This is a genomic window from Micromonospora sp. NPDC050784, assembly GCF_044456765.1.
GTDB classification, from domain to species: Bacteria; Actinomycetota; Actinomycetes; order Mycobacteriales; family Micromonosporaceae; genus Micromonospora; species Micromonospora foliorum.
The window spans coordinates 300,921-327,776 of the sequence record NZ_JBITGG010000007.1; the positions used below are offsets into that span (position 1 = coordinate 300,921).

At 72.1% G+C, this 26,856-nt stretch carries 28 protein-coding genes and 1 riboswitch; of the genes, 23 read left to right on the forward strand and 5 right to left on the reverse strand.

Annotated elements, in window-relative coordinates:
- Window positions 1-63: 63 nt before the first annotated feature.
- Window positions 64-957 carry a septum formation family protein gene (locus ACIBD9_RS12805; RefSeq protein WP_396717108.1) on the reverse strand — a complete coding sequence of 298 codons (894 nt, stop codon included), beginning with the start codon at window positions 955-957 and terminating at the stop codon, window positions 64-66.
- Between the two features lie 254 nt (window positions 958-1,211).
- On the opposite strand from ACIBD9_RS12805, the gene rpe reads away from it, so the two are divergent.
- The 7 genes from rpe to ribH all read left to right on the forward strand — a co-directional run bounded on the left by rpe (window position 1,212) and on the right by ribH (window position 7,429).
- Complete coding sequence (gene rpe / locus ACIBD9_RS12810) at window positions 1,212-1,892, forward strand: ribulose-phosphate 3-epimerase (RefSeq protein ID WP_030335689.1); 681 nt, start codon at window positions 1,212-1,214, stop codon at window positions 1,890-1,892.
- A gap of 1 nt (window position 1,893) precedes the next feature.
- Complete coding sequence (locus tag ACIBD9_RS12815; protein WP_238659843.1) at window positions 1,894-2,850, forward strand: response regulator; 957 nt, start codon at window positions 1,894-1,896, stop codon at window positions 2,848-2,850.
- 79 nt (window positions 2,851-2,929) lie between these two features.
- A riboswitch (FMN riboswitch) is annotated at window positions 2,930-3,100 on the forward strand.
- Window positions 3,101-3,267: 167 nt separating this feature from the next.
- Window positions 3,268-4,329: a bifunctional diaminohydroxyphosphoribosylaminopyrimidine deaminase/5-amino-6-(5-phosphoribosylamino)uracil reductase RibD gene (ribD, locus tag ACIBD9_RS12820; protein WP_396717110.1), complete on the forward strand. Its 1,062-nt coding sequence runs from the start codon at window positions 3,268-3,270 to the stop codon at window positions 4,327-4,329.
- A 1-nt stretch (window position 4,330) separates the two neighbouring features.
- Window positions 4,331-4,975 carry a riboflavin synthase gene (locus ACIBD9_RS12825; RefSeq protein ID WP_396717112.1) on the forward strand — a complete coding sequence of 215 codons (645 nt, stop codon included), beginning with the start codon at window positions 4,331-4,333 and terminating at the stop codon, window positions 4,973-4,975.
- Window positions 4,975-5,664, forward strand: coding sequence for a nicotinamide riboside transporter PnuC (gene pnuC / locus ACIBD9_RS12830; protein WP_387176379.1), 690 nt, complete (start codon window positions 4,975-4,977; stop codon window positions 5,662-5,664). Before ACIBD9_RS12825 ends, pnuC begins: the two co-directional genes overlap by 1 nt.
- On the forward strand, window positions 5,661-6,926 hold the full coding sequence (locus tag ACIBD9_RS12835) for a bifunctional 3,4-dihydroxy-2-butanone-4-phosphate synthase/GTP cyclohydrolase II (protein ID WP_396717114.1): 1,266 nt from the start codon (window positions 5,661-5,663) through the stop codon (window positions 6,924-6,926). The genes pnuC and ACIBD9_RS12835 overlap by 4 nt, the downstream gene beginning before the upstream one ends.
- Window positions 6,927-6,928: 2 nt before the next feature.
- A complete protein-coding gene (gene ribH / locus ACIBD9_RS12840; RefSeq protein ID WP_030335701.1) occupies window positions 6,929-7,429 on the forward strand; it encodes a 6,7-dimethyl-8-ribityllumazine synthase in 501 nt (166 codons plus the stop codon).
- Window positions 7,430-7,466: 37 nt separating this feature from the next.
- Here the strand turns inward: ribH and ACIBD9_RS12845 are convergent, their stop codons facing one another.
- Genes ACIBD9_RS12845 through ACIBD9_RS12855 form a run of 3 tightly spaced genes read right to left on the reverse strand, consistent with a single transcriptional unit; the run spans window position 7,467 to window position 9,919 of the window.
- A complete protein-coding gene (locus ACIBD9_RS12845) occupies window positions 7,467-8,210 on the reverse strand; it encodes an amino acid ABC transporter ATP-binding protein (protein ID WP_396717116.1) in 744 nt (247 codons plus the stop codon).
- 3 nt (window positions 8,211-8,213) lie between these two features.
- Window positions 8,214-9,059, reverse strand: coding sequence for an amino acid ABC transporter permease (locus ACIBD9_RS12850; protein WP_396717118.1), 846 nt, complete (start codon window positions 9,057-9,059; stop codon window positions 8,214-8,216).
- Complete coding sequence (locus ACIBD9_RS12855) at window positions 9,056-9,919, reverse strand: ABC transporter substrate-binding protein (RefSeq protein ID WP_387176372.1); 864 nt, start codon at window positions 9,917-9,919, stop codon at window positions 9,056-9,058. Before ACIBD9_RS12855 ends, ACIBD9_RS12850 begins: the two co-directional genes overlap by 4 nt.
- Window positions 9,920-10,052: 133 nt before the next feature.
- On the opposite strand from ACIBD9_RS12855, the gene ACIBD9_RS12860 reads away from it, so the two are divergent.
- The 9 genes from ACIBD9_RS12860 (at window position 10,053) to pheT (ending at window position 18,932) form a co-directional block, all read left to right on the forward strand.
- Window positions 10,053-10,316: a phosphoribosyl-ATP diphosphatase gene (locus ACIBD9_RS12860; protein WP_030335709.1), complete on the forward strand. Its 264-nt coding sequence runs from the start codon at window positions 10,053-10,055 to the stop codon at window positions 10,314-10,316.
- Window positions 10,317-10,363: 47 nt separating this feature from the next.
- Window positions 10,364-11,209, forward strand: a complete 846-nt coding sequence (gene hisG, locus ACIBD9_RS12865; RefSeq protein ID WP_030488425.1) for an ATP phosphoribosyltransferase — start codon at window positions 10,364-10,366, stop codon at window positions 11,207-11,209.
- A 471-nt stretch (window positions 11,210-11,680) separates the two neighbouring features.
- Window positions 11,681-12,154, forward strand: coding sequence for a PH domain-containing protein (locus tag ACIBD9_RS12870; protein ID WP_396717121.1), 474 nt, complete (start codon window positions 11,681-11,683; stop codon window positions 12,152-12,154).
- Between the two features lie 732 nt (window positions 12,155-12,886).
- Entirely contained in the window at window positions 12,887-13,537 is a 651-nt protein-coding gene (infC, locus tag ACIBD9_RS12875) for a translation initiation factor IF-3 (RefSeq protein WP_030488427.1), read from the forward strand.
- Between the two features lie 20 nt (window positions 13,538-13,557).
- Window positions 13,558-13,752: a 50S ribosomal protein L35 gene (rpmI, locus tag ACIBD9_RS12880; protein WP_007458415.1), complete on the forward strand. Its 195-nt coding sequence runs from the start codon at window positions 13,558-13,560 to the stop codon at window positions 13,750-13,752.
- 32 nt (window positions 13,753-13,784) lie between these two features.
- Window positions 13,785-14,177, forward strand: coding sequence for a 50S ribosomal protein L20 (rplT, locus tag ACIBD9_RS12885; protein ID WP_091087503.1), 393 nt, complete (start codon window positions 13,785-13,787; stop codon window positions 14,175-14,177).
- Between the two features lie 83 nt (window positions 14,178-14,260).
- On the forward strand, window positions 14,261-15,058 hold the full coding sequence (locus ACIBD9_RS12890) for a TrmH family RNA methyltransferase (protein ID WP_396717124.1): 798 nt from the start codon (window positions 14,261-14,263) through the stop codon (window positions 15,056-15,058).
- A 219-nt stretch (window positions 15,059-15,277) separates the two neighbouring features.
- The gene (gene pheS / locus ACIBD9_RS12895; RefSeq protein ID WP_357189714.1) at window positions 15,278-16,345 is read left to right on the forward strand and encodes a phenylalanine--tRNA ligase subunit alpha; all 1,068 of its coding nucleotides are present in this window, start codon (window positions 15,278-15,280) and stop codon (window positions 16,343-16,345) included.
- A gap of 40 nt (window positions 16,346-16,385) precedes the next feature.
- Window positions 16,386-18,932 carry a phenylalanine--tRNA ligase subunit beta gene (pheT, locus tag ACIBD9_RS12900; protein ID WP_396717126.1) on the forward strand — a complete coding sequence of 849 codons (2,547 nt, stop codon included), beginning with the start codon at window positions 16,386-16,388 and terminating at the stop codon, window positions 18,930-18,932.
- Between the two features lie 201 nt (window positions 18,933-19,133).
- Here the strand turns inward: pheT and ACIBD9_RS12905 are convergent, their stop codons facing one another.
- The gene (locus ACIBD9_RS12905; protein ID WP_396717128.1) at window positions 19,134-19,664 is read right to left on the reverse strand and encodes a hypothetical protein; all 531 of its coding nucleotides are present in this window, start codon (window positions 19,662-19,664) and stop codon (window positions 19,134-19,136) included.
- Window positions 19,665-19,852: 188 nt separating this feature from the next.
- Between ACIBD9_RS12905 and argC the strand changes: the two genes are divergently transcribed.
- The 7 genes from argC to ACIBD9_RS12940 are packed head-to-tail and all read left to right on the forward strand — an operon-like array spanning window position 19,853 to window position 26,836.
- Window positions 19,853-20,854 (forward strand): N-acetyl-gamma-glutamyl-phosphate reductase, encoded by a 1,002-nt coding sequence (gene argC, locus ACIBD9_RS12910; protein ID WP_396717129.1) that lies wholly within the window; start codon window positions 19,853-19,855, stop codon window positions 20,852-20,854.
- Window positions 20,851-22,023 (forward strand): bifunctional glutamate N-acetyltransferase/amino-acid acetyltransferase ArgJ, encoded by a 1,173-nt coding sequence (gene argJ / locus ACIBD9_RS12915; protein WP_396717130.1) that lies wholly within the window; start codon window positions 20,851-20,853, stop codon window positions 22,021-22,023. Before argC ends, argJ begins: the two co-directional genes overlap by 4 nt.
- On the forward strand, window positions 22,020-22,925 hold the full coding sequence (argB, locus tag ACIBD9_RS12920) for an acetylglutamate kinase (RefSeq protein WP_396717132.1): 906 nt from the start codon (window positions 22,020-22,022) through the stop codon (window positions 22,923-22,925). The genes argJ and argB overlap by 4 nt, the downstream gene beginning before the upstream one ends.
- Window positions 22,922-24,151: an acetylornithine transaminase gene (locus ACIBD9_RS12925; RefSeq protein WP_396717134.1), complete on the forward strand. Its 1,230-nt coding sequence runs from the start codon at window positions 22,922-22,924 to the stop codon at window positions 24,149-24,151. The genes argB and ACIBD9_RS12925 overlap by 4 nt, the downstream gene beginning before the upstream one ends.
- Entirely contained in the window at window positions 24,148-25,116 is a 969-nt protein-coding gene (gene argF / locus ACIBD9_RS12930) for an ornithine carbamoyltransferase (RefSeq protein ID WP_396717136.1), read from the forward strand. Before ACIBD9_RS12925 ends, argF begins: the two co-directional genes overlap by 4 nt.
- On the forward strand, window positions 25,113-25,628 hold the full coding sequence (locus tag ACIBD9_RS12935) for an arginine repressor (protein WP_387176348.1): 516 nt from the start codon (window positions 25,113-25,115) through the stop codon (window positions 25,626-25,628). Before argF ends, ACIBD9_RS12935 begins: the two co-directional genes overlap by 4 nt.
- A complete protein-coding gene (locus ACIBD9_RS12940; RefSeq protein WP_396717138.1) occupies window positions 25,625-26,836 on the forward strand; it encodes an argininosuccinate synthase in 1,212 nt (403 codons plus the stop codon). The genes ACIBD9_RS12935 and ACIBD9_RS12940 overlap by 4 nt, the downstream gene beginning before the upstream one ends.
- Window positions 26,837-26,856 lie beyond the last annotated feature (20 nt).

The window sequence follows — 26,856 nt, forward strand, 5'->3', positions numbered from 1 at the left end:
TGGCCCCCGACCGGACCCAGCCGGTCGGTAGCGCCACGGCGCAGCAGCATACGGCACCGATGTTCAGATCGCGGGCAGTCCCTCGGGGCCGGCGCCGCGCATCGAGCGGGTGAGTTTGCGGTCGTCGCTCCACAGGAAACAGCGCACGCCACGGTCGCCCTCCTCCCACTCTCGCTGTGACGGCGGGTAGTAGATGGACCCGGCCCGGTACGGCAGCTCGCTGTTGTTGGGCACCGCCGCGTACTGGGCGATCAGCGCCATGCAGCGCTGGTGCGCCTGCTCCGCGGACTTGGCGAACTCCGCCCAGCTCATGTCCCGCTCCTCGTAGACGCCCACGAACTCGGCGCGGTGCGGCTCGGTGCAGAGCACCGGCGCCATGTAGTTGAGGTTGTCGCCGATGAGCTTGGGGTCGAAGCAACGGTGCGTCAGGGGCGTGTCGCCGATCAACGCGCCGCGCAGGCTGCCGGTGCGGTTCACCGGGCGGGTGTTGTCGATGCTGCCGGTCTCGCTGAGGTCGCAGCGGAACCAGCGGGCGCCGCCGGTCCAGGCGGGCGCGGACGGCAGCGCGAGGGACAGCGCGAGTCGGGCCGTGTGCCAGTCGCCGCCGAGCACCTGCCGGGCCCGCTGGTCGCACTCCGCGCGAGCCGTGCGTAGCGCCGACGATCCGGGTTCCGGTCGGGCCTCGGTCAGCGCGTCGGGCCCGACGAACGTGCCGACGTGGATGGTCTCGGCCAGGTGGTTACGCGCGCAGTCCACCGTCTCGTACGTGCTGGCCTGCACGACGGTGGTGACGCGCGGCAGGCAGGTGTCGGTGGCGGGGGTGAACGGCTTCGGCACCCGCAGCGTCGGCCAGTCGTCGGTGAGATCACCGTCCGCGCCCCGCGCCGGCGCGCAGCCGGCCAGCAGCAGCATCGTCATGACGCCGGCCAGCGCCAGCGCTGGAAGCCACCGTCGCATCGTCCGCCCTCCCGGGAGCTGGCGGCCGGTCACCGCGCCCCGCGGCGAGACCCCGGCGGGCGTGCAGCCTATGGCACCGTCCCGGTTGGAGTGTCGTCGCGTTTCCGTCGATCGGCCAGCCGCTGATGTCTGTTCGTCCGGATTCGGGGGTCCGGAGCGTCCAATTCTGCACCACTGGTCACTGCCGGGTCACAGCGAGTCCCCGAAGGTGGCGCGATGCGGCTGGCGGGTGGCCACGTTCGTACACTGGCCCCGTGACCGTACCGCCGCCGATCGTCGCGCCGAGCATTCTGGCCGCCGATTTCGCCCGCCTCGCCGAAGAGGTCCGTGCCGTCGAGGACGCCGCGGACTGGTTGCACGTCGATGTGATGGACAACCACTTCGTACCGAACCTGACCATTGGTCTGCCCGTGGTGCAGAGCCTGCGGGCTGTCACGGCGATGCCCTTCGACGTACACCTCATGATCGAGGACCCGCGCCGGTGGGCCCCCGGGTACGCCGACGCCGGGGCGTACAACGTCACCTTCCACGCGGAGGCGTCCGACGACCCGGTGGCGCTGGCCAAGGACCTGCGCTCGGCCGGCGCCAAGGCGGGCCTGGCCATCGACCGGGACACCCCGATCGAGCCCTACCTGGACCTGCTGCCCAGCTTCGACACCCTGCTGATCATGACGATCAAGGCGGGCTTCGGCGGCCAGCGGTTCATTCCGCAGTTGCTGGAGAAGGTGCGGACGGCCCGGCGGCACGTGTCGGCCGGGCACCTGGAGCTGCGCATCGAGGTGGACGGCGGGATCGCCGCCGACACCATCGAACAGGCCGCCGCCGCGGGCGCCGACGCGTTCGTGGCCGGCACCGCCGTGTACGGGGCCGCCGACCCGGCGGAGGCGGTACGGCACCTGCGGGCACTGGCGGAACGCGCGGCTCCCGGGGCCTGAGGTGGAGCCCGAGGCCGACCGCAAGGACATCATCCTCGTCGTGGACGACGACGAGGACATCGCTCGTTTCGTCGAGTTCAACCTGCGGCTGCACGGCTTCGAGGTGATCCACGCCAGCGACGGCCAGGAGGCCCTGGAGGTCATCGAGCGCCAGCGGCCGGACCTGGCGGTGGTCGACCTCATGATGCCCCGGATCGACGGGCTGGAGCTGACCCGGCGGCTGCGCGCCGACCCGATGACCTCCGCCCTCCCGGTGATCATGCTGACGGCCAAGGGAATGACCGTCGACAAGGTGCACGGGCTCAGCGCCGGCGCGGACGACTACCTGGTCAAGCCGTTCGACACCGCCGAGCTGGTGGCCCGGGTCTCGTCCACGCTGCGCCGCAACAAGGAGTTCCGGGAGGTCTCCCCGCTGACCGGGCTGCCCGGCAACAGCCGGATCCGTCGGGAGATCAGCGACCGGGTCCGAAACGGCGTGGACTACGCCGTCGGCTACATCGACATCGACCGGTTCAAGAGCGTCAACGACCGGTACGGCTTCGTGCGCGGCGACGACTTCATCTCCGCGCTGGCCCGCAGCCTGCACCGGGCGGTGGTGGAGGTGGGCCTGCCACCGGCCTTCCTCGGCCACGTCGGCGGCGACGACTTCGTCATCGTCTGCGCCCCGGACCAGGTCCGCCCGCTGACGTCCCGGGCGGTCGTCGACTTCGAGAAGGCCGCCGACACGCTCTACGACGCCACCGACCGGGAGCGCGGCTTCGTCGAGTTGAAGGATCGACGCGGCAACATCCGGCGCGCGGCCCTGGTCACGCTCTCCATCGGGGTGTCCCTCTCCGACGCCGGCAAGCGGTTCACCGACCCCCTCGAGGCGATCGCCGTGGCCTCGGAGATGAAGACGGTGGCCAAGAGCCAACCGGGCTCGTACGTGGCCGTGGACCGGCGGCGCGGCGTCACCTGAGCGTGAATACCGCTGTGAAGTAGCTCGCCTAGGTGGCGGCAGAGCCGGATCGGCGTGTAAGACTTCCCGTGTACCCACCACGCGCTGGCGGGACTCGGTGAAATTCCGAACCGGCGGTGATCCACGGTCCAACCGTGGTCAGCCCGCGACCCGGACGGCTCTGCCGTCCGGTGGACCTGGTGAAAATCCGGGGCCGACGGTTGGGGGCGGTTCGTCCGCGCCCAGACAGTCCGGATGGGAGACAGCGCGCGGGACGGACGGGTCCGAGCCGGCCGCTGGCTTCAGCGTGCCGTACCGACCCTCCGGGGGCGGCTGTGCCGTTCCCGGAATCCGCCACCGCCTGCCCGTGGCCCCATGGCCACCGCCTCCCTGACCGCCCGCGCGCGGACCGGCGAGTGAGAGGGCAGGGGCAGGGCGATGGCCAGCGTCTCCGTTGATGAGGCGATGCGGCGTGCGATCGAGTTGGCGGCGCGCGGGCTCGGCACCACCAGCCCCAATCCGGTGGTCGGGTGCGTACTGCTCGACGAGGACGGCGAGGTCGTGGGCGAGGGCTTCCACGCGTACGCCGGTGGGCCGCACGCCGAGATCGTCGCCCTGGCGCAGGCCGGGCGGCGGGCCAAGGGCGGCACCGCGGTCGTCACTCTGGAACCCTGCGACCACACCGGCCGCACCGGCCCCTGCAGTTCCGCGCTCGTCCAGGCGGGGGTGGGCCGGGTGGTCATCGCCGTACCCGACCCGAACCCGGTCGCTTCCGGGGGCGCCGCCACCCTGCGCGCCGCCGGGGTCCGGGTCGATCTGGGGGTACGCGGCGAGGAGGCCGAGGCCGGCAACGTCGCGTGGCTGACCTCGATGCGCCGGGGCTGGCCGTACGTGATCTGGAAGTACGCCGCCACGCTCGACGGGCGCTCCGCGGCGGCGGACGGCACCAGCATGTGGATCACCTCGGAGGCGGCCCGGATCGACGTGCACGCGTTGCGCGGCACCGTCGACGCGGTCATCGCCGGGGTGGGCACCGTGCTCGCCGACGACCCCCGGTTGACCGCCCGCAACCTGCGCGACGGCAGCCTGGCCATTCGCCAGCCGCTGCGGGTGGTGGTGGACAGCTCGGGGCGTACCCCGGCCGACGCCAAGGTCCGCGACGGCGCCGCGCGGACGTGGATCGCGACCGCCGAGGAGGTCGGCACCGACCCGGACGGCCGCGTCGACCTGCCGGCGCTGCTCGCGGCGCTGCACCAGCGCGGGGTCCGCGCGGTACTGCTGGAGGGCGGCCCCCGGCTGGCCGGCGCGTTCCTGAAGGCCGGCCTGGTGGACAAGATCGTCGGGTACGTCGCGCCGCGGTTGCTCGGCGCCGGCCCGACCGCTCTGGTCGACGCGGGAGTGACCACCATCGCCGAGGCCATCGATCTGGAGTTCGTCGACGTTACGCAGATCGGTCCGGATCTCCGGATCACCGCTTTGCCCCGCAAACGGGAGGGCTGACATGTTCACTGGCATTATCGAGGAATTGGGCGAGATTGTCCGGGTAGAGCCGACGGCGGGCGATTCGGCGCTGCTCGGCGTCCGCGGCCCGCTGGTCACGTCCGACGCCCGGCACGGCGACTCGATCGCCGTCAACGGTGTCTGCCTGACCGTCGTGGAGGTGGCCGACGGGGTCTTCACCGCCGACGTGATGGGGGAGACGCTGCGCCGCTCCGCGCTGGGCGCGCTGCGCCCCGGCGACCCGGTCAACCTGGAGCGCGCCGCCGCGCTCGGTAGCCGGCTCGGCGGGCACCTGGTGCAGGGCCACGTCGACGGCGTCGGTGAACTGATCTCCCGGGAGCCGGCCGAGCAGTGGGAGACCGTCCGGTTCCGACTGCCCACCGCCCTGTCCCGGTACGTGGTGGAGAAGGGCTCGATCACCATCGACGGTGTCTCGTTGACCGTGGCCGCCGTCGGCGCGGACGAGTTCACCGTCGGGCTGATCCCGACCACGCTCAAGCTGACCACGCTCGGCGCGAAGGGCGTCGGCGACCCGGTCAACCTGGAGGTGGACGTGTTGGCCAAGTACGTCGAGCGGCTGCTCGGCGACCGGCTCACCGACACCGACGCTCGCGGGGCGAGCGCGAACCCGGGCGGGGTGGCCTGATGGGCCCGCTCAGCTGGCTACTGGACGCCCAGGTGCAGGTCGCCGGCTCGCCGGTGCTGGCCCGGGAGATCGTCGGCAACGCGTTCGGGCTCGTCTCGGCGCTGCTCGGGCTGCGCCGGCTGGTCTGGGCGTGGCCGGTCGGCATGATCGGCAACGCGCTGCTGCTCACCGTCTTCCTCGGCGGGGTGTTCGCCACCCCGCAGGAGCACGACCTGTACGGGCAGGCCGGCCGACAGGTGTTCTTCTTCGCGGTCAGCGTCTACGGCTGGTGGCGCTGGCAGCGCAACCGTCGCGCCGACGCCGGGCAGGCTGCGGTCGTCCCGCGCTGGGCCACCGGACGGGAGCGACTGATGCTGCTGGTGGCCGCCGTGGTCGGCACCGCCGCGGCGTACCCGCTGCTCAAGGCGCTGGGCTCGTGGGGCCCGCTGCCCGACGCCTGGATCCTCACCGGCAGCCTGCTGGCCACGTACGGCATGGCCCGCGGCTGGGTGGAGTTCTGGCTGCTCTGGATCGCGGTGGACGCGGTCGGTGTGCCGCTGCTGCTGCGCGGCGGGTTCTACCCGTCGGCCGTCATGTACCTGATCTACGGCGCCCTCTGCGTCTGGGGCTTCGCCGCCTGGTGGCGCACCTCGCGCGCCACCCGACCGGCCGCCGCCCGCACGCCCATCTACACGGAGGCAGTCGCGTGACCAGTTTTGGGGATATCGAGCAGGCGATCGCGGACATCGCGGCCGGGCGGCCGGTCGTCGTGGTCGACGACGCGGACCGGGAGAACGAGGGCGACCTGATCTTCGCGGCCGAGTTGGCCACACCGGAGCTGATGGCGTTCATGGTCCGCTACACCTCCGGCTACGTCTGCGTGGCGCTGACCGAGAGCGAAGCCGACCGGCTCGACCTGCCGCCGATGCACCACACCAACCAGGACCGGCGCGGTACCGCGTACACGGTGACCGTGGACGCCCGCGAGGGCGTCAGCACCGGCATCTCGGCGGCCGACCGCGCGCACACCAGCCGGCTGCTCGCCGGCGCGGCGACCGACCCGACCGACCTGGCCCGCCCCGGGCACGTGGTGCCGCTGCGCGCCCGCGAGGGCGGGGTGCTGCGCCGGCCGGGGCACACCGAGGCGGGGATCGACCTGACCCGGCTGGCCGGGCTGCGTCCCGCCGGCGTGCTCTGCGAGCTGGTCAACGACGACGGCACCATGATGCGCCTGCCGGACCTGGAGAAGTTCTCCGCCGAGCACGGCCTCACGCTTGTCACCATCGCCGACCTGATCGCCTACCGGCGGCGTACCGAGAAGCAGGTCGAGCTGGTCGCCGACGCCCGGATGCCGACACGGCACGGGGTGTTCCGGGCGCTCGGCTACCGCGCCGAGCACGACCCGGCCGAGCACATCGCGATGGTGCTGGGTGACCTCGGTGACGGCCAGGACGTGCTGGTCCGGGTGCACTCCGAGTGCCTGACCGGGGACGTGTTCGGCTCCCTGCGCTGCGACTGTGGGCCGCAGTTGGACGCCGCGCTGGCCCGGGTCGGGCAGGAAGGCCGGGGCGTGGTGCTCTACGTCCGTGGGCACGAGGGGCGCGGCATCGGGCTGCTGCACAAGCTGCAGGCGTACCAGTTGCAGGACCTGGGCCGCGACACCGTCGACGCCAACCTCGACCTGGGTCTGCCGGCCGACGCCCGCGACTACGGCACCGGCGCGCAGATCCTCTACGACCTGGGCGTGCGGTCGATGCGGCTGCTGACCAACAACCCGGCCAAGCGGGCCGGGCTGGAGGGGTACGGGTTGACCATCACCGGCCGCGAGGGGCTGCCGGTCGGCGCGCACCCGGAGAACATGCGCTACCTGCGCACCAAGCGGGACCGGATGGGTCACCTGCTGGACGAGTTGGACGAGGTGTCCGAGGCGCCGCTGGGGCGTCCGGTCGCCAACGACGAGATCGGAGCATGACGATGGCGGGTTTCGGTGAGCCGGGAGTCGAGGCGGTTGACGCCGCGGGGCTGACCGTCGGGGTGGTCGCCGCCCGCTGGCACGGCGAGTTGACCGACCACATGTTGGAGCGTGCGGTGGCCGCCGCCGAGGCGTGCGGCGCTCGTTCCGTGGTCGCCCGGGTCGCCGGCTCGGTCGAGCTGCCGGTGGTCGCGCAGGCTCTCGCCCGCCGCTGCGACGTGGTGGTCGCCCTCGGCGTGGTGGTCCGCGGGGCCACGGCCCACTTCGACTACGTCTGCCGCTCGGTCACCGACGGGCTGACCCGGGTGGCGCTGGACGAGGGCAAGCCGGTGGCGCACGGAGTGCTGACCGTGGAGACCATCGAGCAGGCCCGCGACCGCGCCGGTCTGCCCGGCTCGGCGGAGGACAAGGGCTGGGCGGCCACCGTCGCGGCCCTCGACGCGGCGCTGGCCGTGCGGACCGTGGCGGCGGGCAACGCCCAGCGGGTCGGCTTCGGCGGCTGACGCCTCTGCCGCCCCGGCCGGCTCTGAGGGCCCGCCTTCAGAGCCGGCCGGCCTCGATGATCCGGCGCAGGAACTGCCGGGTACGGGGCTGCGTCGGCTCGCCGAGCACCTGCTCGGGAGGGCCGCTCTCGACGACCCGCCCGGCGTCGAGGAAGCACACCTCGTCGGCGACCTCCCGGGCGAAGCCCATCTCGTGGGTGGCCAGCACCATGGTCATGCCGTCGGCCTTCAGGTCGCGGATCATCGCCAGCACCTCACCGACGAGTTCCGGGTCCAGCGCGGAGGTGACCTCGTCGAGCAGCATCAGCCGAGGTGAGTTGGCCAGCGCCCGGATGATCGCCACCCGCTGCTGCTGCCCGCCGGAGAGCCGGTCCGGGTAGGCGTCCGCCTTGGCGCCGAGCCCCACCCGGTCGAGCAACTCCCGGGCCTGCGCCTCGGCCTCCGCCCGGCCCCGCCGGTGTACCCGGCGCGGCGCGAGGGTGATGTTGTCCAGCACGCTCAGGTGCGGAAAGAGGTTGTACGCCTGGAACACCATGCCGATCCGCCGCCGGACCTGGTCCGGGTCCACCCGGGGATCGGAGATGTCCACCCCGTCCAACTCGATGGTGCCGTCGTCGAGTTCGTCGAGCAGGTTGACGCAGCGGAGCAGGGTCGACTTGCCGGACCCGGACGCGCCGATCAGGGCCACCACCTGGTGCTCGGCGACGGTCAGGTCGAGCTGGTCGAGCACGACGTGCCCGCCGAACTCCTTGCGCAGCCCTCGACAGCGCAACAACGCCATGGCTCAGCCCCCTGACTGTCGGCGGGCCGCGCGCAGCGTCACCCAGTCGGTGACCGCGATCAGCGGGATCGCGAGCAGCACGAAGAGCACCCCCGCCACGACGTACGGCGTGTAGTTGAAGGTCTGTGCGGTGGCGATCTGCGCGGCGCGGACCGCGTCGATCGGCCCGGCCAGCGACACCAACCCGACGTCCTTCTGCAACGCCACCACGTCGTTGAGCAGGGGTGGTGCCACCCGGCGGACGGCCTGCGGCAGGACCACGTGCCGCATCGTCTGCCGGTAGGTCAGGCCCAACGAGCGGGCCGCGGCGAGTTGGCTGGAGTGCACCGACTCGATGCCGGCCCGGAACACCTCGGCGAGGTAGCCGCCGTAGGTGAGGACCAACGCGATCCCACCCAGCACCAGCACCGGCGGCATGCCCTGCAACCGCAGCCCCGGCACGCCGAGGGTGAGCAGGTACAACACGATGATCAGCGGTAGACCGCGGAAGGTGTAGGTGTAGCCGGCGGCCAGCGCGCGGACCGGGAAGAAGACCGGCCCGCGCAGCGTCCGCAGCACGGCGATCACCAGCCCGAGCAGCAGCGCGCCGACCGCGCAGCAGACCAGCAGCCGTACGTTGAGCCAGAGCCCGCTCAGCACCGTCGGCAACGCGTCGCGGGCGATCTCCGGATCCAGGAACGACCGCCGGACCCGGTCCCAGCCCGGCGCCCCGGTCACCGCGATCACCAGCAGCGTGCCGAGCGCCGCCGTCGAGAACGCCGCGACCAGCACGCTGTAGACGGTCTGCCGACGCCGGTACGCCGACCGCCGTAGTTGCGCCTCGGACGGCACATGATCCAGAAGCGTCACCGCAGCTCGGCCGCGCCCGCCACCTGCGCGAGCCACTTCTGCTCCAGCTCCTTCAGCGTGCCCGCCGTGGTGAGCTGACCGACCGCGGCGGTCACGCAGGAGGTCAGTGGGGAGTTCTTGTCCAGCAGCAACCCGAACGCCTCCGGCGTGCCGACCTGCGGCACCTGCCCGACGATCGTCGCGTCGGTGATCTCCGCGCCGGTGATGTAGAAGGCGGTCGGAAGATCCACCACGAGACCGTCCAACTGCCCGTTCTGCAGCGCCTTCTTGGCGTCGTCGTTGCTGTTGTAGACCTGCGGCTTGGCGGTTGGCTTGATCACGTCGGTGATCGCCTGGTAGCTGGTGGTGCCGACCTGTGCGCCGAGCCGGGCGTCGCGCAGCTCGGCCAACGACTTCTTACCGGCGATCTTCGACGACTTCAACGCGATGACGGTCTGCCGCACCAGGTAGTACGGCGCGGAGAAGTCCACCGCCCGCTTGCGCTCCTCGGTGATGGAGAACTGGTTGATATCGAAGTCGAAGTCCTTCGGCCCCGGCGCGATCGCGGTGTCGAACTTGACCCGGGTCCAGGTGACGTCGGCGCGGGCGTAGCCGAGCTTCTCGGCCACCGCGTACGCGACGGCGGACTCGAAGCCCTCGCCGCTGTCCGGCTTGTCGTCGGAGAACCACGGCTCGTACGCGGGCTGGTCGGTGGCGATGGTCAGCTTGCCCGGCGTACGCGTGGGCAGGCTGTCCTTGGCGCAGGACGGCGCGGCGGTGACAGTGGGGGTGGGCTTCTCGTCCTGTGGCGCGCACCCGGCGGTGGCTACGACGGCGGCACCGGCGAGGGTGAGCGCGAGGAGACGTGAGCTGCTGGCCATGGCGGACAGCGTAGAGCTCCATGAGCATCGATCGACAATTGCCCTACCATGTTGGTAGGAAATTGTCCGCTTGCTGGATTCCGGCGGACCCGGACGCGGGGCGCCGCCCGGGTGGCTGGAAGAATCGTTCCCCGTGAAGACGTTCGAGGAGTTGTTCGCCGAGCTGCAGGCCAAGGCCGCCGCCGGCACCCCGGGCTCGGGCACCGTCGCCGCGCTGGACAAGGGCGTGCACTTCATCGGCAAGAAGGTCGTCGAGGAGGCGGCCGAGTCGTGGATGGCCGCCGAGCACGAGGGGCCGGAGCGCACCGCCGAGGAGATCTCCCAGCTGCTCTACCAGGTCCAGGTGCTGATGCTCGCCAGTGGTCTCGAGCTCAAGGACGTCTACCGACATCTGTGAGTGCCCCCACCCCCGTTGATCGCCATCCGGATCGAAGGAGCACTCCCATGCTGCGTGTCGCCATTCCCAACAAGGGCACCCTGGCCGAACCGGCCGCCCAGATGCTGCGCGAGGCGGGCTACCGTCAGCGCACCGACCCCAAGGACCTCGTCTGCCGGGACGAGGCCAACGACGTCGAATTCTTCTACCTGCGCCCCAAGGACATCGCCACCTACGTCGGCTCCGGTGACCTCGACCTCGGCATCACCGGCCGGGACCTGCTGATCGACTCGGCCGCGCCGGCCGAGGAGGTCGTCGACCTCGCCTTCGGCCGGGCCACCTTCCGCTTCGCCGCCCGCCCCGACGACATCGCCTCCGTCCAGGAGTTGGGCGGTCACCGGATCGCCACCGCCTACCCGGGGCTGGTCGAGCGGCACCTCGGCGAGGTGGGCGTCAAGGCCGACGTGATCCGCCTCGACGGCGCCGTGGAGAACGCCGTACGCCTCGGCGTCGCCGACGTGATCGCGGACGTGGTCGAGACCGGCGCGACCCTGCGCCAGGCGGGCCTGGTGGTCTTCGGTGAGCCGCTGCTGCGCTCGTCGGCGGTGCTGGTCCGGCGCGCCGGCGCGCCCGCCCAACCCCAGGCCGAGCAGCTGCTGCGCCGCCTGCACGGTGTGTTGGTGGCCCGCCGCTACGTGATGCTCGCCTACGACGTGCCGGCCGGCCTGCTGGACCGGGCCAGCGGGCTCACCCCGGGCATCGAGTCGCCCACCGTGTCGCCGCTACACCGCGAGGGCTGGGTGGCCGTGCAGGCGATGGTGCTCCGCGACGACGTGCACCGCATCATGGACGAGCTGTACGAGCTGGGCGCCCGCGCCATCCTCGTCACCAACATCCACGCCTGCCGCCTCTGACCGTCCCCGTCCCCGTCCCCGTCCCCGTTCGCGCCCGCGCCCGCGCCCGCGTCTGCGGCGCGGCCCCGGCGCGGCCCTCGGCGCTTGATCAACTCGGGTTCCTTGAAACGGGGGTGTCCGCACGCCCGGGACACCCCCGTTTCCTTGATCTCGAGTGGATCTCGCGTCTCCCTCGGGTCCGGGTCCGGGTCCAGGCTTAGGCCCCGAGGCCAAAGCCACTGGTGGCCGCCCACCGGGCACCGAGCACCGGGCACCGCGCACGCAAGATCGTGCTCGATCCAGGATCTAGTGGCCTCCGTCGAGCGCGAGGCCACTACTTCAATGATCGAGCGCGATCTTGCCGGTCTGGGTGTGACCACCCTGCGCGCCCCGCGCGCCGCGCCTCAATCCTCGGTGTTCGGGGGTCGGCTGGGGGTGGTGGCTCGGCGGGTGGTGCGTTTGATGGGCGAGTGCGGGTGGCAGACTGGTGGGGTGAGTGAAACCGAACTGGTCCGCCTGAAGCCCCGCCGCATCCGCGTGGTCTGCTGGTCGGCGGCGGCTGCCCTGGTGGTGGTGTTCGGTCTGGTCGCCACGTCGCTGAGTGGCCCGACCGGTGACGGTTACGGCAGCTTCCAGCGCGGCGACCAGATCGCCATGATCGGCCTGGGCATCTTCGGTGCGCTGGGCTTCCTGCTGTTCACCCGTCCCCGGGTGGAGGCGGACGCACGGAGCATCCGGGTCCGTAACGTCATCAGCTCCTACGAGCTGCCCTGGGAGGTTGTCCGGGGCGTCCGCTTCGACCGGGGCGCGCCGTGGGCCAGCCTGGAGCTGCACGACGACGACCTGCTGCCGATGGTCGCGTTGCAGGCCGCCGACAAGGAGTTGGCCGTCGACGGGGTCCGCGCGCTGCGCCGGCTGCACGAGGCGCACCAGGCCCACCTCGCCGAACGCGCCGCCCACCGCTGACCCGGCCGCACCGCCCGATCGCGCCAATCGCGGGCTCGCGGGGCGCCGCCCATCGCCGCCTCGCGGCTAAGTGTGCCCCCGGCGGCACTGCCCCTGACGGTCTACGGCCGTCAAGTCGCCACCGGCCGTCCCGTAGCGGCACTGCTCCCGGTGCCCCGCGTCGTCGCCCATCCGGCCGCGCCGACTCGCCAAGATCCGGACAACTTCCCTGAAGTTGCTGCCTCCCACCAGCCTGAGGCAGCAACTTCGGGGAAAGTGCGCATATCTCGGCGACGCAACGCGGCGACGCAACGCGGCGACACAACGCGGCGACACAACGCGGCGACACAACGCGGCGGCCGGCGCTGCGGCACCGTGGCTGGCGCTTCGGCCCGGTGCCGCACCGGTGCCGCGGCTGTGCTGGGCAGCAGGTCGTGCCCGGTTTGGGGGTGGCCGGGGCGCCGGTGTAGTGTTATCGAGTCGACCAGGCTGTCTCCGCGTGCGAGCAGACAGCCTTGAAAGCGGAGCGCCTGCTCCCACCCGAGTCACCGCTACGGTGGCCGGGTCCGGTCACCGGTTCCGGGCATGTCCCGGCGCCGGGTGCGCGATCCTTGTGATCGTGCTGACCGGTCGAGCGGGCCCTGGCATGCGCCGGGGCCTTCTGCTTTTCGGGTCGGTTCCCTCCTGGGAGCCGCAGGGGTCGGCGACAGAGCAGAAACGACTCGAGGAGGCCCCATCAGCGTCGAACCACGCGTGAACGAACAGATCCGGGCACGTGAGGTCCGACTGGTCGGCCCAGAGGGTGAGCAGGTGGGCATCGTCCCGCTGGAGCGCGCTCTTCAGCTGGCCGCGGACGTCGATCTGGACCTGGTCGAGGTTGCGCCGATGGCGCGCCCGCCGGTGTGCAAGCTCATGGACTTCGGCAAGTTCAAGTACGAGAGCGCACTCAAGGCGCGCGAAGCGCGGCGTAACCAGCAGCAGACCGTCATCAAGGAAATGAAGCTTCGGCCGAAGATCGACCCGCACGACTACGAGACCAAGAAGGGTCACGTGGTGCGGTTCCTCAAGGCGGGCGACAAGGTCAAGGTGACGATCATGTTCCGCGGTCGCGAGCAGAGCCGCCCGGAGCTGGGTTACCGGCTCCTGCGCCGGCTCGAGTCCGAGATCACGGAACTGGGATACGTCGAGGCCGCTCCGAAGCAGGACGGCCGGAACATGATCATGGTTCTCGCCCCGCATCGGGCCGTCAAGGCCTCCGCGGTCGCCGCTACGGCGTCTCGTGGCGGACCTCGGGACCGGGCGGCGGACGAGTCCGCCGCTCCGGAAGCCGATGAGACCGCGGCGGTCAGCGAGACCGCAGCAGCCGGTGACACCGGCCTCGCCGCCGACACCAGCAGCGAGTAACAGGGGAGAAGACGTTCCACATGCCGAAGATGAAGAGCCACACGGGTATGGGTAAGCGGGTCAAGGTGACCGGCAAGGGCAAGATCGTTGCCCAGCAGGCCGGCCTCCGCCACAACCTGGAGAAGAAGCCCTCCACCCAGACCCGCCGGCTGACCGGCACGGTCGTGCTGGCCAAGGCCGACGTCAAGCGCATCAAGAAGCTGCTCGGCCGCTGACGCGCGCCACCTTTACGTAATAAGGAGTTGAGATGGCACGCGTCAAGCGGGCTGTAAACGCCCAGAAGAAGCGTCGTACCCTGCTGGAGACCGCGAGCGGTTACCGTGGTCAGCGCTCCCGCCTGTACCGCAAGGCCAAGGAGCAGGTGCTGCACTCGATGCAGTACGCCTACCGGGACCGTCGCGACCGCAAGGGCGACTTCCGGCAGCTGTGGATTCAGCGGATCAACGCGGGCGCCCGGGCCAACGGGATGACCTACAACCGTCTGATCCAGGGCCTGCGTCTGGCCGGCATCGAGGTTGACCGCAAGATCCTGGCCGACATGGCTGTCAACGACGCCGCCTCTTTCGCGGCGATCGTCGAGCTGGCCCGGGCCGCGGTCGCGGCCGAGGGCACCGGCGGCGCGGCGGCTCAGGCCGCCTGATCCCCACGCACCAGAGCGAGGCGTCTCCCGTGTCGGCACCGCCGTCCGGGGGGCGCCTCAATCGTGTCGGAGGAACGCACACCATGGCCTTCACCCCGCGTACCCCCAGGGTTGTCGCCGCCCGCCGCCTGCAACGCCGCCGGGACCGCGACGCCACGGGCCGTTTCCTGGCCGAGGGCCCGCAGGCGGTCCGCGAGGCCCTCGCGCGGCCGGGGGTGGTCACCGAACTGTTCGGTACGACCACCGCGCTCGACAGGTATCCGGAGCTGGCCGCCACGGCGGCCCACGCCGACGTGCCGGTCTCCGAGGTGACCGACGACGCCATCGCGGCGCTGGCCGAGACCGTCGCCCCGCAGGGGCTGGTGGCCGTCTGCCGGCACCTGGACGTGTCGCTGGAGCAGGCGCTCGCGGGTGGGCCCCGGCTGGTGGCGGTGCTCGCCGAGATCCGCGACCCGGGCAACGCCGGCACGGTGTTGCGCACCGCCGACGCGGCCGGTGCCGGTGCGGTGGTCTTCGCCGGGGACGCCGTCGACCCGTACAACGGCAAGTGTGTGCGGGCCTCGGCCGGCAGCCTCTTCCACGTCGACGTGGTGCGCGCCACCGACCCGGTCGCGGTGGTCGACGCGCTGCGCGCCGCCGGGCTGTCGATCTTCGCCACCACGGGGTACGGCGACAGCGACCTGGACGACCTGACCGACTACGGTCGGCTCGTCGGGCCCACCGCCTGGTTGTTCGGCTCCGAGGCGCACGGCCTGCCCGAGGAGTTGACCGCCGCCGCCGACGCCCGGGTGCGGGTGCCGCTGTACGGGCGCGCGGAGAGCCTCAACCTGGCTGCCGCCGCCGCAGTCTGCCTGTACGCTTCAGCGAGAGCGCAGCGCTGAGGGTGATTGCCTCCGGCGCGACTGACAGCAGGGGAGAGCGTCCGTCCATGAACGCGACACGGCGTTCGTTTAGCCAGCCCGCCGGTGTCGGCGGGCGGCGGGCCTGACCTGCTCCCTGCACAACTCCTACCGGCGGGCTGCGGCACAGCCGCGCGTCCGTAGACTCGCTTAGCCGCCCCGGTGAGGGCTGGCGCCGCCGTGAGGGAGTGCCCGTACGCCATGAGCTACCGCAACGATCCGTACGACCCGAAGCAGGTCGCCCTGCTCGACCCCGCCGCCCTGGCCGAGGCCGTCGCGGACGCCACGAAGGCGTTCGAGGCCGCCGCCGACCCGGACGCGCTGACCGCGCTGCGCTCGGTGCACCTGGGTGACCGGTCACCGGTCTCCCTCGCGCGCCGGGAGATCGGCGCGCTGCCGCCGGCCGCGAAGTCCGACGCCGGCAAGCGGGTCAACGAGGCCCGCCGGGCGATCGAGTCCGCGTACGCCGAGCGCTCCGAGGTGGTGGAGCGCGAGCAGGCCGAGCGGGTGCTGGTCGAGGAGCGGGTGGACGTCACCCTGCCCTACGACCGGCGTCCACGCGGCGCCCGGCACCCGTTGAGCACCCTGATGGAGTCGATCAGCGACCTCTTCGTCGGGATGGGCTACGAGGTGGCCGAGGGGCCCGAGGTCGACCTGGAGTGGGTCAACTTCGACGCGTTGAACATCCCCGCCGACCACCCGGCGCGCGGGTTGATGGACACCTTCCACATCGCACCGGAGGGTTCCGGCCTCGTTCTCCGCACGCACACGTCCACGGTGCAGACCCGTACGATGCTCAGCCGCAAGCCGCCGATCTACGTGATCGTGCCGGGCCGCGTCTACCGCACCGACGAGATCGACGCCACCCACAGCCCGGTGTTCCACCAGGCCGAGGGCCTGGTGGTCGACAAGGGCATCACGATGGCGCACCTGCGGGGCACGCTGGACCACTTCGCCCGGGCGATGTTCGGCCCGGAGGCGAAGACCCGGTGGCGGCCGCACTACTTCCCGTTCACCGAGCCGTCGGCGGAGTTCGACGTGTGGTTCCCGGAGCACCGTGACGGACCGCAGTGGGTCGAGTGGGGTGGTTGCGGCATGGTCAACCCGCGGGTGCTGCGTGCCTGCGGCGTCGACCCGGAGGTCTACTCCGGATTCGCCTTCGGCATGGGCATCGACCGGACCCTGATGGTCCGGCACGGGGTCAGCGACATCCGCCATCTCTTCGAGGGCGACGTGCGGTTCAGCCGCGCGCTCGGGACCGGGGCGTAGGCGATGCGGGTACGAGACACGGGAACGGTGGTCTGAAGTCATGCGAGTTTCTGTCAGTTGGCTGCGGGAGTACGTCGACCTCCCCGCCGACCTGCCCACCGGTGACCTGGAGCAGGCCCTGGTCGACCTCGGCATCGAGGTCGAGTCCGTGGTGGACCTGGCCGAGACGGTCACCGGTCAACTGGTCGTCGGTGAGGTCCGTGAGATCGAGGAGCTCACCGGCTTCAAGAAGCCGATCCGGTTCTGCCGGGTCGACGTGGGTGCCGCCAACGGCACCGGCGAGCCGCAGGAGATCGTCTGCGGGGCGCGTAACTTCGCCCCGGGCGACCGGGTGGTGGTGATCCTGCCCGGCGGTGTGCTGCCCGGTGGCTTCGCCATCGGCGCCCGCAAGACGTACGGGCACAACTCGGCGGGCATGATCTGCTCGGCCAAGGAGCTGGGCCTGGGCGACGACCACTCCGGCATCATCGTGCTGGGGCCGGACGTGACGGCCAAGCCCGGCGACGACGCGCGCCCGGTGGTCGGCCTCGACGACGTCGTGCTCGATCTGGAGATCACCCCCGACCGTGGGTACGCGCTGAGCCTGCGTGGCCTGGCCCGGGAGCTGTCGCACGCGTTCGACGTGCCGCTGCGCGACCCGGCCCTGGCGCCGGCTCCGGGCGGCACCGAGATTCCGGCGTACCCGGTGGAGGTCCGCGACACGGTCGGCTGCGACCGGTTCACGGCCCGCCTGGTGCGCGGGGTCGACCCGACCGCGCCCACGCCGTCCTGGATGCAGCAGCGGCTCGTCACCGCCGGCATCCGCAGCATCTCGCTGCCCGTCGACATCACCAACTACGCGATGTTGGAGCTGGGCCAGCCGATGCACGCCTTCGACGCCGAGCGGATCGCCGGGCCGCTGGTGGTCCGCCGCGCCGAGGCGGGGGAGAAGCTGACCACCCTGGACGGCGTCGACCGGGTGCTCACCGCCGACGACATGGTGATCTGCGACGACACCGGGCCGATCTCCCTCGCGGCGGTGATGGGCGGCGAGACCAGCGAGGTCGTTGCCGGCACCACCACCGTGCTCTTCGAGGCGGCGCACTGGGACCCGGCGATGGTCGGGCGAACGGCCCGCCGGCACAAGCTGTTCAGCGAGGCCGCGAAGCGCTGGGAGCGGGGCGTCGACCCGGCCGTGGCGCTGGTCGCGCTGGAGCGTGCCGTGCGGCTGCTCACCGAGCACGGCGGGGGCACGCCGAGCGCGGAGATCCTGGACATCGACCACGTCCGGCCGCGTACCCCGATCAGCCTTCCGGCGGACCTGCCGACCCGGCGGGTCGGCGTCGAGTACCCGCCGGCGCGGGTGGTCGCTCTGCTGGAGCGGGTCGGCTGCACTGTCGCGCAGGGCGCGGACCGGTTGTCCGAGGACCCGGGCGCGGTCGGCGTGGCCAGCGGCGTCGGGACGGTGCTGAGCGTCACCCCACCGACCTGGCGGCCCGACCTGACCGATCCGGCCGACCTGGTCGAGGAGGTGGTCCGCCTCGACGGGTACGACAGGGTGCCGTCGGTGCTGCCCACCGCGCCTCCGGGCCGCGGCCTGACCCCGCGGCAGCGTCGCCGCCGGGCCGTCGCCGGGTCGCTGGCCGAGCGGGGGTACGTGGAGGTGCTCGCGCACCCGTTCGTGTCGCCGGAACTCGCCGACCAGCTCGGCCTGCCGGCCGACGACACGCGTCGACCCGCGGTGCGGCTGGCCAACCCACTGTCCGAGGAGGAGCCGCTGCTGCGCACCACGCTGCTCGGCCCGCTGCTCGGCATCCTCAAGCGCAACCTCGGCCGGGGCCACCGCGACCTCGCCCTCTACGAGATCGGTGCGGTCTTCCACCCGCGCATCGGTGCCGGCAGCCCGCCGGCGATGGGCGTGGACCGGCGCCCCACCGACGCCGAGTTCGCCGCCGCCGACGCGGTGGTGCCGGCGCAGCCGGTGCACGTCGCGGTGGTGCTCACCGGCGACCTGGACCCCGCCGGTTGGTGGGGGCCGGGCCGACCGGCCGGCTGGGCGGACGCGATCGAGGCGGCCCGTGACGTGCTGGCCGCCGCCGGGATCCCCGACGAGCGGGTCGAGGTGCGCGCCGCCGAGTACGCCCCGTGGCACCCGGGTCGCTGCGCCGAGCTGCGGGTCGACGGCTCGGTCGTCGGGCACGCCGGTGAGCTGCACCCGGTGGTGGTCGCGGCGTTGGAGTTGCCCCGCCGCACCAGCGCGATGGAGCTGAACCTCGACGCGCTGCCGGCGACCCCGGTGACGCCCGCGCCGACGGTCTCCGGCTTCCCGCCGGCGCTGATCGACGTGGCGCTGGTGGTGGACGAGTCGGTGCCGGCCGAGCAGGTTCGCCGGGCCCTGGAGGCGGGCGCCGGTGAGCTGCTGGAGGATGTGCGACTGTTCGACGTGTACTCCGGCGCGCAACTCGGCGCCGGCCGCCGGTCGCTGGCGTACAAGCTCACCTTCCGGGCACCGGACCGGACGCTGACCGTCGAGGAGGCGGTCGCGGCACGGGACGCGGCGGTCGCCGTCGCGGCGGAGCGCCTCGGCGCCACCCTGCGCGGCGCCTGACGGGGTCGGCCCGCCCTCGCCCCGCGATCTCCTGATCCGCGGGTTCGGGGTTGGAGTCCCTGGCGGCGCACCAACGATCAAGGCCCTGACCTCGTGGTTCACACTGGGTTGGGGCCTTCTTCGTGGCCGCGGCGGTGGGTGGTCACTCGGCGGGTGTGCCTCATGTCCTTGTTCGGCTGGTGCCACAGCTGGTCGAGGTGGTCAGCGACCGGGTGGGCTCACGGTGGTGATCGGAACACCGGCGCGGCGGGAGATCAGGCCGGCCAGTTGGTCCACGTCGGCGTAGGTGGTGTTGAGGGTCCAGTCAACGGTCTCGGGGTGCGGCGGACGCCGCAGCTTCAGCGTGTAGTGCAGCGTCGTGCCGGCCGGCAGCGAGTTCACCGCGTACAAGGTTTCCTCGGTGCTGATGGACATCACGTCGGCCCACGGCACGCCGACAAGGCGGCGGCCAGCGGCATCGACGAAGCCGCCAGCGAAGACGTAGAGCCCGCCGCGTGTCCGCCGGAACCACACGTACACCCAGGTAGCGACACTCAGCAGGGCCAGCGTCATCCCGGTGAGGGTCAGGGCGTTATACGGACCGTTGAAGAAGTTCGCGGTGACGATCAGCAGCACACAGCAGAACACGAGCCCAGGAAGGCCGGGCCGGCGGAGCACCCGCCGCTCGAATCGGCCGAGTTCCAGGCGCCGCGCCAGTGCCGCAACCGCTTCGCTGGGGGTGTCAATCGACATGGCCTGCGCAGGGGGTAGAGGGGGGCGGTCGCTCCTGCACCCTAGCTGGAATACACCTAGTTGGCACTAGGCGGGCGGCCGGGCGGAATCCCTGGGTAGGTTTACATCACCATGCAGCCGACTGTATTAAGTTGCAGTCGGAAGTGGGTCGCTGCTAGCCTTCGTTGCATAGTCATGCGGAGGTGAGTATGGGGATCCGAGTCGCGGTCGCCGGAGCGAGCGGGTACGCCGGGGGTGAGCTGCTGCGCCTGGTCGCCGGGCACCCGGAGTTCGACCTGGTCGCCGCCACCGCGCACAGCCAGGCCGGGCACCGCGTGGACGTGGTGCACCCGCAGCTCACCGGGCTCGACCTGGTGCTCGGCGACACCGACCCGACGGCCCTGGCCGACGCGGACCTGGTCTTCCTGGCCCTGCCGCACGGCCAGTCGGCAGCCCTCGCGGCCCAGCTTCCGGCCGAGGTGCGGATCGTCGACCTGGGCGCGGACCACCGGCTGGCCGACCCGTACGCCTGGGCGCAGTACTACGGCGGCACGCACGCCGGGCAGTGGACCTACGGCCTGCCCGAGCTGCCCGGCCAGCGGGAGCTGATCGCCGGTTCCACCCGGGTGGCGAATACCGGCTGCTACGCCGCCGCGATCACCCTGGCGCTCGCGCCGCTGATCGCCGACGGCGCGGCCAGCCCCGCCGACGTGGTGGTGGTCGCCGCCTCCGGCACCTCCGGCGCCGGCCGGGCGGCGAAGCCGCACCTGTTGGCCAGCGAGGTGATGGGCGACCTGTCGCCGTACCGGGTGGGCACCCACCAGCACGTACCGGAGATCAAGCAGGCCACCGGTGCGACCGGCCTGTCGTTCACCCCGGTCCTGGCGCCGATGCCGCGCGGCATCCTGGCCACGGTCACCGCGGTGCCGGCGCGCGGCGTCGACCCGCAGGACGTGCTGGCGCGGGCGTACGCGGACGCGCCGTTCGTGCACGTGCTGCCGGAGGGCCGCTGGCCGCACACCGCCGCCACCCTGGGCTCCAACTCGTGTCACCTGCAGGCCACGGTGGACGTGGACTCGGGTCGTCTGATCGTGCTCAGCGCATTGGACAACCTGGGCAAGGGCGCGGCTGGTCAGGCCGTACAGAACGCCAACCTGATGCTCGGCCTGCCGGAGACGACGGGCCTCTCGACGTGGGGAGTCACCCCTTGAGTGTCACCACCCCTCGGGGGTTCCGGGCGGCCGGGGTGGCCGCCGGCCTCAAGGCCAGCGGCGGCGCGGACGTCGCCCTGGTGGTCAACGACGGTCCGGACGCCGGTGTCGCCGGCGTCTTCACCACCAACCGGGTCAAGGCCGCGCCGGTGCTCTGGAGCCAGCAGGTGGTGCAGGGCGGTGTGGTCCGCGCCGTGGTGCTCAACTCCGGTGGCGCCAACGCCTGCACGGGCCCGGCCGGCTTCCAGGACACGCACGCCACCGCCGAGCACACCGCCGCCGCGCTGACCGCGGTCAGCCCACGGTTGATCCTCGGTGCCGGTGAGGTCGCGGTCTGCTCGACCGGCCTGATCGGTGAGCGGCTGCCGATGCCGAAGCTGCTGCCGGGCGTCCGCTCGGCGATCCGCGGGCTGTCCCGCAACGGTGGCCTGGCCGCCGCCGAGGCGATCATGACCACGGACACCCGACCGAAGACCACTGTGGCCCGGGGGAGCGGTTGGACGGTCGGCGGCATGGCCAAGGGTGCCGGGATGCTCGCGCCGGGGATGGCCACCATGCTCTGCGTACTGACCACCGACGCGGTGGCCGGGCCGGCGACGCTGGACGAGGCATTGCGGGCAGCCACCCGGGTCAGCTTCGACCGGGTCGACTCGGACGGCTGCATGTCCACCAACGACACGGTGCTGCTGCTGGCCAGCGGCGCGAGCGGCATCGAGCCGACGCCCGCAGAGCTGGCCGCCGCCGTCACCGCGGCCTGTCACGACCTGGCCCAGCAGTTGGTGGCCGACGCCGAGGGCGCCACCAAGCAGATCGCCATCGACGTGGTCGGCGCGGCGGACGAGGACGAGGCGGTCGAGGTGGGCCGTACGGTGGCGCGCAACAACCTGGTCAAGACGGCGCTGTTCGGCAACGACCCCAACTGGGGTCGGATCCTCGCGGCCGTCGGCACGACCGCCGCCGCGTTCGACCCGGACGAGGTGGACGTGGCGGTCAACGGGGTGTGGGTGTGCCGGGGTGGCGCCGCCGCCGAGGACCGGTCGAAGGTCGACCTGACCGGGCGGGACGTGACCATCCGGATCGACCTGCACGCGGGTACGTCGGCCGCCACGATCTGGACCAACGATCTCTCCCACGCGTACGTGCACGAGAACTCGGCGTATTCGACATGAGTCTCAGCAGCGACCTGGCTCGCGCCCAGGTCAAGGCGGAGACGCTGATCGAGGCGCTGCCCTGGCTGGCGCGCTTCTCCGGCTCGACGGTGGTGGTCAAGTACGGCGGCAACGCGATGACCGATCCGGAGTTGCAGCGGGCGTTCGCGGCCGACATGGTGTTCCTGCGCTACGCGGGTCTGAAGCCCGTGGTGGTGCACGGTGGGGGTCCGCAGATCTCCGCGATGCTGGGTCGCCTCGGCATCGCCAGCGAGTTCCGGGGCGGTCTGCGGGTGACCACCGCCGAGGCGATGGACGTCGTCCGGATGGTGCTGGTCGGTCAGGTCGGCCGGGAGCTGGTGGGTTTGATCAACTCGCACGGTCCGTACGCCGTCGGCCTCTCCGGTGAGGACGCCCGGCTGTTCACCGCGGTGCGCCGTCCGGCGTACGTGGACGGGATGCCGGTCGACGTCGGCCAGGTCGGGGACGTCGAGTCGGTCGACGTGTCCGCGGTGACCGACCTGATCGAGGCCGGTCGGATTCCGGTGATCTCCACGGTGGCGCCGGACGTGGACGGGGTGCTGCACAACCTCAACGCGGACACCGCCGCCGCGGCGTTGGCCATCGCGTTGCGGGCCCGGAAGCTCGTGGTGCTCACCGACGTTGCCGGTCTGTACGCGGACTGGCCGGACACCACCAGCCTGGTCTCCGAGATCGCCGCGGACGACCTGGCCAAGCTGCTGCCCCGCCTGGAGTCGGGGATGGTGCCGAAGATGGAGGCCTGCCTGCGGGCGGTGCGTGGGGGAGTGCCCGCCGCGCACGTCGTCGATGGTCGGGTGGCGCACTCGACGTTGCTCGAGGTGTTCACCTCGGAAGGGTTCGGAACGATGGTGGTGCCGGGAGACGGGACGGACGCGACATGAGCACGTTGGCGCAGCGGTGGAAGCAGTCCATGATGGACAACTACGGAACGCCGCCGTTGGCGTTGGTCTCCGGCGCCGGTGCCGTGGTGGTCGACGACGCCGGCCGGGAGTACCTGGATCTGGTGGGCGGCATCGCGGTCAACGCCCTCGGGCACGCCCACCCGGCCGTGGTGGCGGCGGTGTCGAAGCAGGTCGCGACCCTCGGGCACGTCTCCAACCTCTACGTGGCCGAGCCGCCGGTCGCCCTCGCCGAGCTGCTGTTGGCGCTCGCCGGTCGACCGGGCCGGGTCTTCTTCGCCAACTCGGGCGCGGAGGCGAACGAGGCGGCGTTCAAGCTCTCCCGGCGCACCGGCCGTACCCACGTGGTGGCCACCAGGGGCGGCTTCCACGGGCGCACCATGGGCGCGCTCGCGCTGACCGGCCAACCGGCCAAGGCCGACCCGTTCCGGCCGCTGCCCGGCGAGGTGACCCACGTCGACTACGGCGACGTCGCCGCCCTCGACGCGGCCGTCTCCGACGCCACCGCCATGGTGATCCTGGAACCCGTCCAGGGTGAGAACGGCGTGCTCGTCCCGCCGGCCGGCTATCTCGCCGCGGCCCGGCGGATCACCGCCCGGCACGGCGCGCTGCTGGTCCTCGACGAGGTGCAGACCGGCGTCGGGCGTACCGGGCACTGGTTCGCGCACCAGGCCGAGGGCGTGGAGCCGGACGTGGTCACCCTGGCCAAGGGGCTGGGGGGCGGGCTGCCCATCGGTGCCACGCTGGCCTTCGGCCCCGCCGCGGACCTGCTCACCCCCGGCTCGCATGGCACCACGTTCGGCGGCAACCCGGTCAGCTGCGCGGCGGCGCTCGCCGTGGTGGCGACCATCGCCAACGAGGGCCTGCTCGACAACGTCAAGCGGGTCGGTGAGCGGCTGCGTCGCGGCATCGAGGCGCTGGACCACCCGCTGATCGCCGGCGTACGCGGTGCCGGTCTGCTGCTCGGCGTGGCGCTCACCGCGCCGGTGGCGTCGGTGCTGGCCGACGCCCTGCGGGAAGCCGGCTTCCTGGTCAACCCGGTGCAGCCGGGCGTGATCCGGCTGGCGCCACCGCTGATCCTCACCGCCGCCCAGGCGGACACCTTCCTCGCGGCGCTGCCCGCCGCACTGGACGCGACCGCCCCGGCCGCCGCCGGCGCGCAGACCGCACCCTCCACCCTGACCACCACGACGGGGACGACTCGATGACCCGGCACTTCCTGCGCGACGACGACCTCTCACCGGCCGAACAGTCCACGGTCCTCGACCTGGCGGCGCGGATGAAGGCGGACCGGTTCGGCCACCGGCCGCTGGTCGGCCCCCGGTCGGTGGCGGTGCTCTTCGACAAGCAGAGCCTGCGGACCAGGATCTCGTTCGACGCCGGGATCGCCGAGCTGGGCGGGCACCCCCTCGTTGTGGACACCCAGGTAACCCACTTCGGTCGCGGTGAGGCCCTCGCGGACGCGGGGCGGGTGCTGTCCCGCTACGTCGCGGCGATCGTGCTGCGGACCCACGGTGACGAACGGATCGCCGAGGTGGCGGCGGGTGCCACCGTGCCGGTGGTCAACGCGCTCACCGACGGTTTCCACCCGTGCCAGTTGCTGGCCGACCTGCTCACCGTCCGGGAGCGGTGCGGTGGCACGGCCGGCCGCACCCTGGCGTACGTGGGAGACGGCGCGAACAACATGGCGCAGTCGTACCTGCTGGCCGGGGCGACGGCCGGGATGCACGTGCGGATCGCCGGCCCGGCCGGGTTCGCACCGGACCCGGATGTGGTGCAACGGGCCGCCCAGATCGCGGCGGAGACCGGCGGGTCGGTGCGGGTGCTGATCGACCCGGCCCAGGCGGTACGCGACGCCGACGTGCTGGCCACCGACACCTGGACGTCGATGGGGCAGGAGTCCGACGGGTTGGACCGGATCACCCCGTTCCTGCCGTACCAGGTCAACAAGGAGCTGCTCGGTCAGGCCGCGCCGGACGCGATCGTGCTGCACTGCCTGCCCGCGCACCGGGGCGAGGAGATCACCGACGAGGTGCTCGACGGCCCGCAGAGCGCGGTCTTCGACCAGGCCGAGAATCGGCTGCACGTGCAGAAGGCGCTGCTGACGTTCCTGCTGGGAACCGCGACGGACGGCGCCGCGACCGGCGACACCGCCGCCGGTGGCCAGCGATGACCGCGCCGCTGACCCGCGCTGCCCGGCACGCCCGGATCGTGGAGCTGATCCGCGACCGGGCGATCCGGTCGCAGACCGAACTGGCCGATTTGCTCGCTGCCGACGGCGTCGGCGTCACCCAGGCCACCCTCTCGCGGGACCTGGAGGAGCTGGGCGCGGTCAAGGTGCGCGGCGGCGACGGCCCGGCTGTCTACCTGATCCCCGAGGACGGGCAGCGACCGTTGCGCGACGCCGAGGCCGCGCCGGCCCGGCTGGTACGGCTGCTGCGCGAACTGCTCAACGGGGTCGACTCCAGTGGCAACATCGCCGTGCTGCGTACACCGCCGGGCGCAGCCCAGTACCTGGCCAGCGCATTGGACCGGGCGGGCCTGCCCGAGATCGTCGGCACCATCGCCGGCGACGACACCATCCTCGTCGTGGCGCGTGACGCCGTCGGCGGGGCCGCACTTGGGGACAAGCTCGCCGGCTGGGCCCGCCGGGACGACACCGTCGAAGGGAACACCACGCCATGACCGAGCGGGTCGTGCTCGCGTACTCCGGGGGGTTGGACACCTCCGTCGCCATTCCGTACCTGTCCGAGCAGACCGGCGCCGAGGTGATCGCGGTCGCGGTCGACGTCGGGCAGGGCGGCGAGGACCTGGACGCCATCCGCCAGCGTGCCCTGGACTGCGGCGCGGCCGAGTCCGAGGTGGTGGACGCGCGCGACGAGTTCGCCGCCGACTACTGCCTGCCGGCCATCCGGGCCAACGCCCTCTACATGGACCGCTACCCCCTGGTGTCGGCGCTGTCCCGGCCGCTGATCGTCAAGCACCTGGTGGCCGCGGCCCGCAAGCACGGCGGCACGATCGTGTCGCACGGCTGCACCGGCAAGGGCAACGACCAGGTCCGGTTCGAGGTGGGCCTGAACGCGCTCGCTCCCGACCTGAAGATCATCGCGCCGGCCCGGGACTTCGCCTGGACCCGGGACAAGGCGATCGCCTTCGCCGAGGAGAAGGGGCTGCCGATCGACGTGTCGGCCAAGTCGCCGTACTCCGTCGACCAGAACCTGTGGGGTCGCGCGGTGGAGACCGGCTTCCTGGAGGACATCTGGAATTCCCCCGTGGAGGACCTCTACTCGTACACCTCCGACCCGACCCAGGAGCGCGACCCCGACGAGGTCGTGCTCACCTTCGACGGCGGTGTGCCGGTGGCGATCGACGGTGAGACGGTCACCCCGTACCAGGCGATCCTGGAGCTCAACCGGCGCGCCGGCGCTCAGGGCGTGGGCCGGCTCGACATGGTCGAGGACCGCCTGGTCGGCATCAAGAGCCGCGAGGTGTACGAGGCGCCCGGCGCGATCGCGCTGATCACCGCCCACCAGGAGTTGGAGGCGGTGACCGTCGAGCGGGACCTGGCCCGGTTCAAGAAGGGCGTCGACCAGCGCTGGGGCGAACTCGTCTACGACGGGCTGTGGTTCTCGCCGCTGAAGGCGTCGCTGGACGCGTTCATCGACGACGCGCAGCGGCACGTGAGCGGCGAGGTCCGGATGGTCCTGCACGGCGGCCGGGCCACGGTGACCGGCCGGCGCTCCGAGGCGAGCCTCTACGACTTCGGAATGGCGACCTACGACACCGGCGACACCTTCGACCAGTCTTTGGCCAAGGGCTTCGTGCAGCTGTGGGGGCTGCCCAGTCGGATGGCGGCCGCTCGGGACGCCCGGCTGGGCGGTGGCGGACAGTGACACGTGTGAGCGCGAAGACT

Excerpts from the sequence above, each read along its gene's own strand:
- ACIBD9_RS12825 (WP_396717112.1), top strand. The coding sequence starts at position 4,331 with ATGTTCACTGGCATTATCGAGGAATTGGGCGAGATTGTCCGGGTAGAG.
- pnuC (WP_387176379.1), top strand. The coding sequence starts at position 4,975 with ATGGGCCCGCTCAGCTGGCTACTGGACGCCCAGGTGCAGGTCGCCGGC.
- ribH (WP_030335701.1), top strand. The coding sequence starts at position 6,929 with ATGGCGGGTTTCGGTGAGCCGGGAGTCGAGGCGGTTGACGCCGCGGGG.
- pheS (WP_357189714.1), top strand. The coding sequence starts at position 15,278 with ATGAGCTACCGCAACGATCCGTACGACCCGAAGCAGGTCGCCCTGCTC.
- argB (WP_396717132.1), top strand. The coding sequence starts at position 22,020 with ATGAGTCTCAGCAGCGACCTGGCTCGCGCCCAGGTCAAGGCGGAGACG.
- ACIBD9_RS12935 (WP_387176348.1), top strand. The coding sequence starts at position 25,113 with ATGACCGCGCCGCTGACCCGCGCTGCCCGGCACGCCCGGATCGTGGAG.
- ACIBD9_RS12940 (WP_396717138.1), top strand. The coding sequence starts at position 25,625 with ATGACCGAGCGGGTCGTGCTCGCGTACTCCGGGGGGTTGGACACCTCC.
- rpmI (WP_007458415.1), top strand. The coding sequence starts at position 13,558 with ATGCCGAAGATGAAGAGCCACACGGGTATGGGTAAGCGGGTCAAGGTG.
- argF (WP_396717136.1), top strand. The coding sequence starts at position 24,148 with ATGACCCGGCACTTCCTGCGCGACGACGACCTCTCACCGGCCGAACAG.
- ACIBD9_RS12855 (WP_387176372.1), bottom strand. The coding sequence starts at position 9,919 with ATGGCCAGCAGCTCACGTCTCCTCGCGCTCACCCTCGCCGGTGCCGCC.
- ACIBD9_RS12845 (WP_396717116.1), bottom strand. The coding sequence starts at position 8,210 with ATGGCGTTGTTGCGCTGTCGAGGGCTGCGCAAGGAGTTCGGCGGGCAC.
- hisG (WP_030488425.1), top strand. The coding sequence starts at position 10,364 with ATGCTGCGTGTCGCCATTCCCAACAAGGGCACCCTGGCCGAACCGGCC.
- rplT (WP_091087503.1), top strand. The coding sequence starts at position 13,785 with ATGGCACGCGTCAAGCGGGCTGTAAACGCCCAGAAGAAGCGTCGTACC.
- ACIBD9_RS12925 (WP_396717134.1), top strand. The coding sequence starts at position 22,922 with ATGAGCACGTTGGCGCAGCGGTGGAAGCAGTCCATGATGGACAACTAC.
- argC (WP_396717129.1), top strand. The coding sequence starts at position 19,853 with ATGGGGATCCGAGTCGCGGTCGCCGGAGCGAGCGGGTACGCCGGGGGT.
- ACIBD9_RS12805 (WP_396717108.1), bottom strand. The coding sequence starts at position 957 with ATGCGACGGTGGCTTCCAGCGCTGGCGCTGGCCGGCGTCATGACGATG.
- pheT (WP_396717126.1), top strand. The coding sequence starts at position 16,386 with ATGCGAGTTTCTGTCAGTTGGCTGCGGGAGTACGTCGACCTCCCCGCC.
- ribD (WP_396717110.1), top strand. The coding sequence starts at position 3,268 with ATGGCCAGCGTCTCCGTTGATGAGGCGATGCGGCGTGCGATCGAGTTG.
- ACIBD9_RS12905 (WP_396717128.1), bottom strand. The coding sequence starts at position 19,664 with ATGTCGATTGACACCCCCAGCGAAGCGGTTGCGGCACTGGCGCGGCGC.
- ACIBD9_RS12890 (WP_396717124.1), top strand. The coding sequence starts at position 14,261 with ATGGCCTTCACCCCGCGTACCCCCAGGGTTGTCGCCGCCCGCCGCCTG.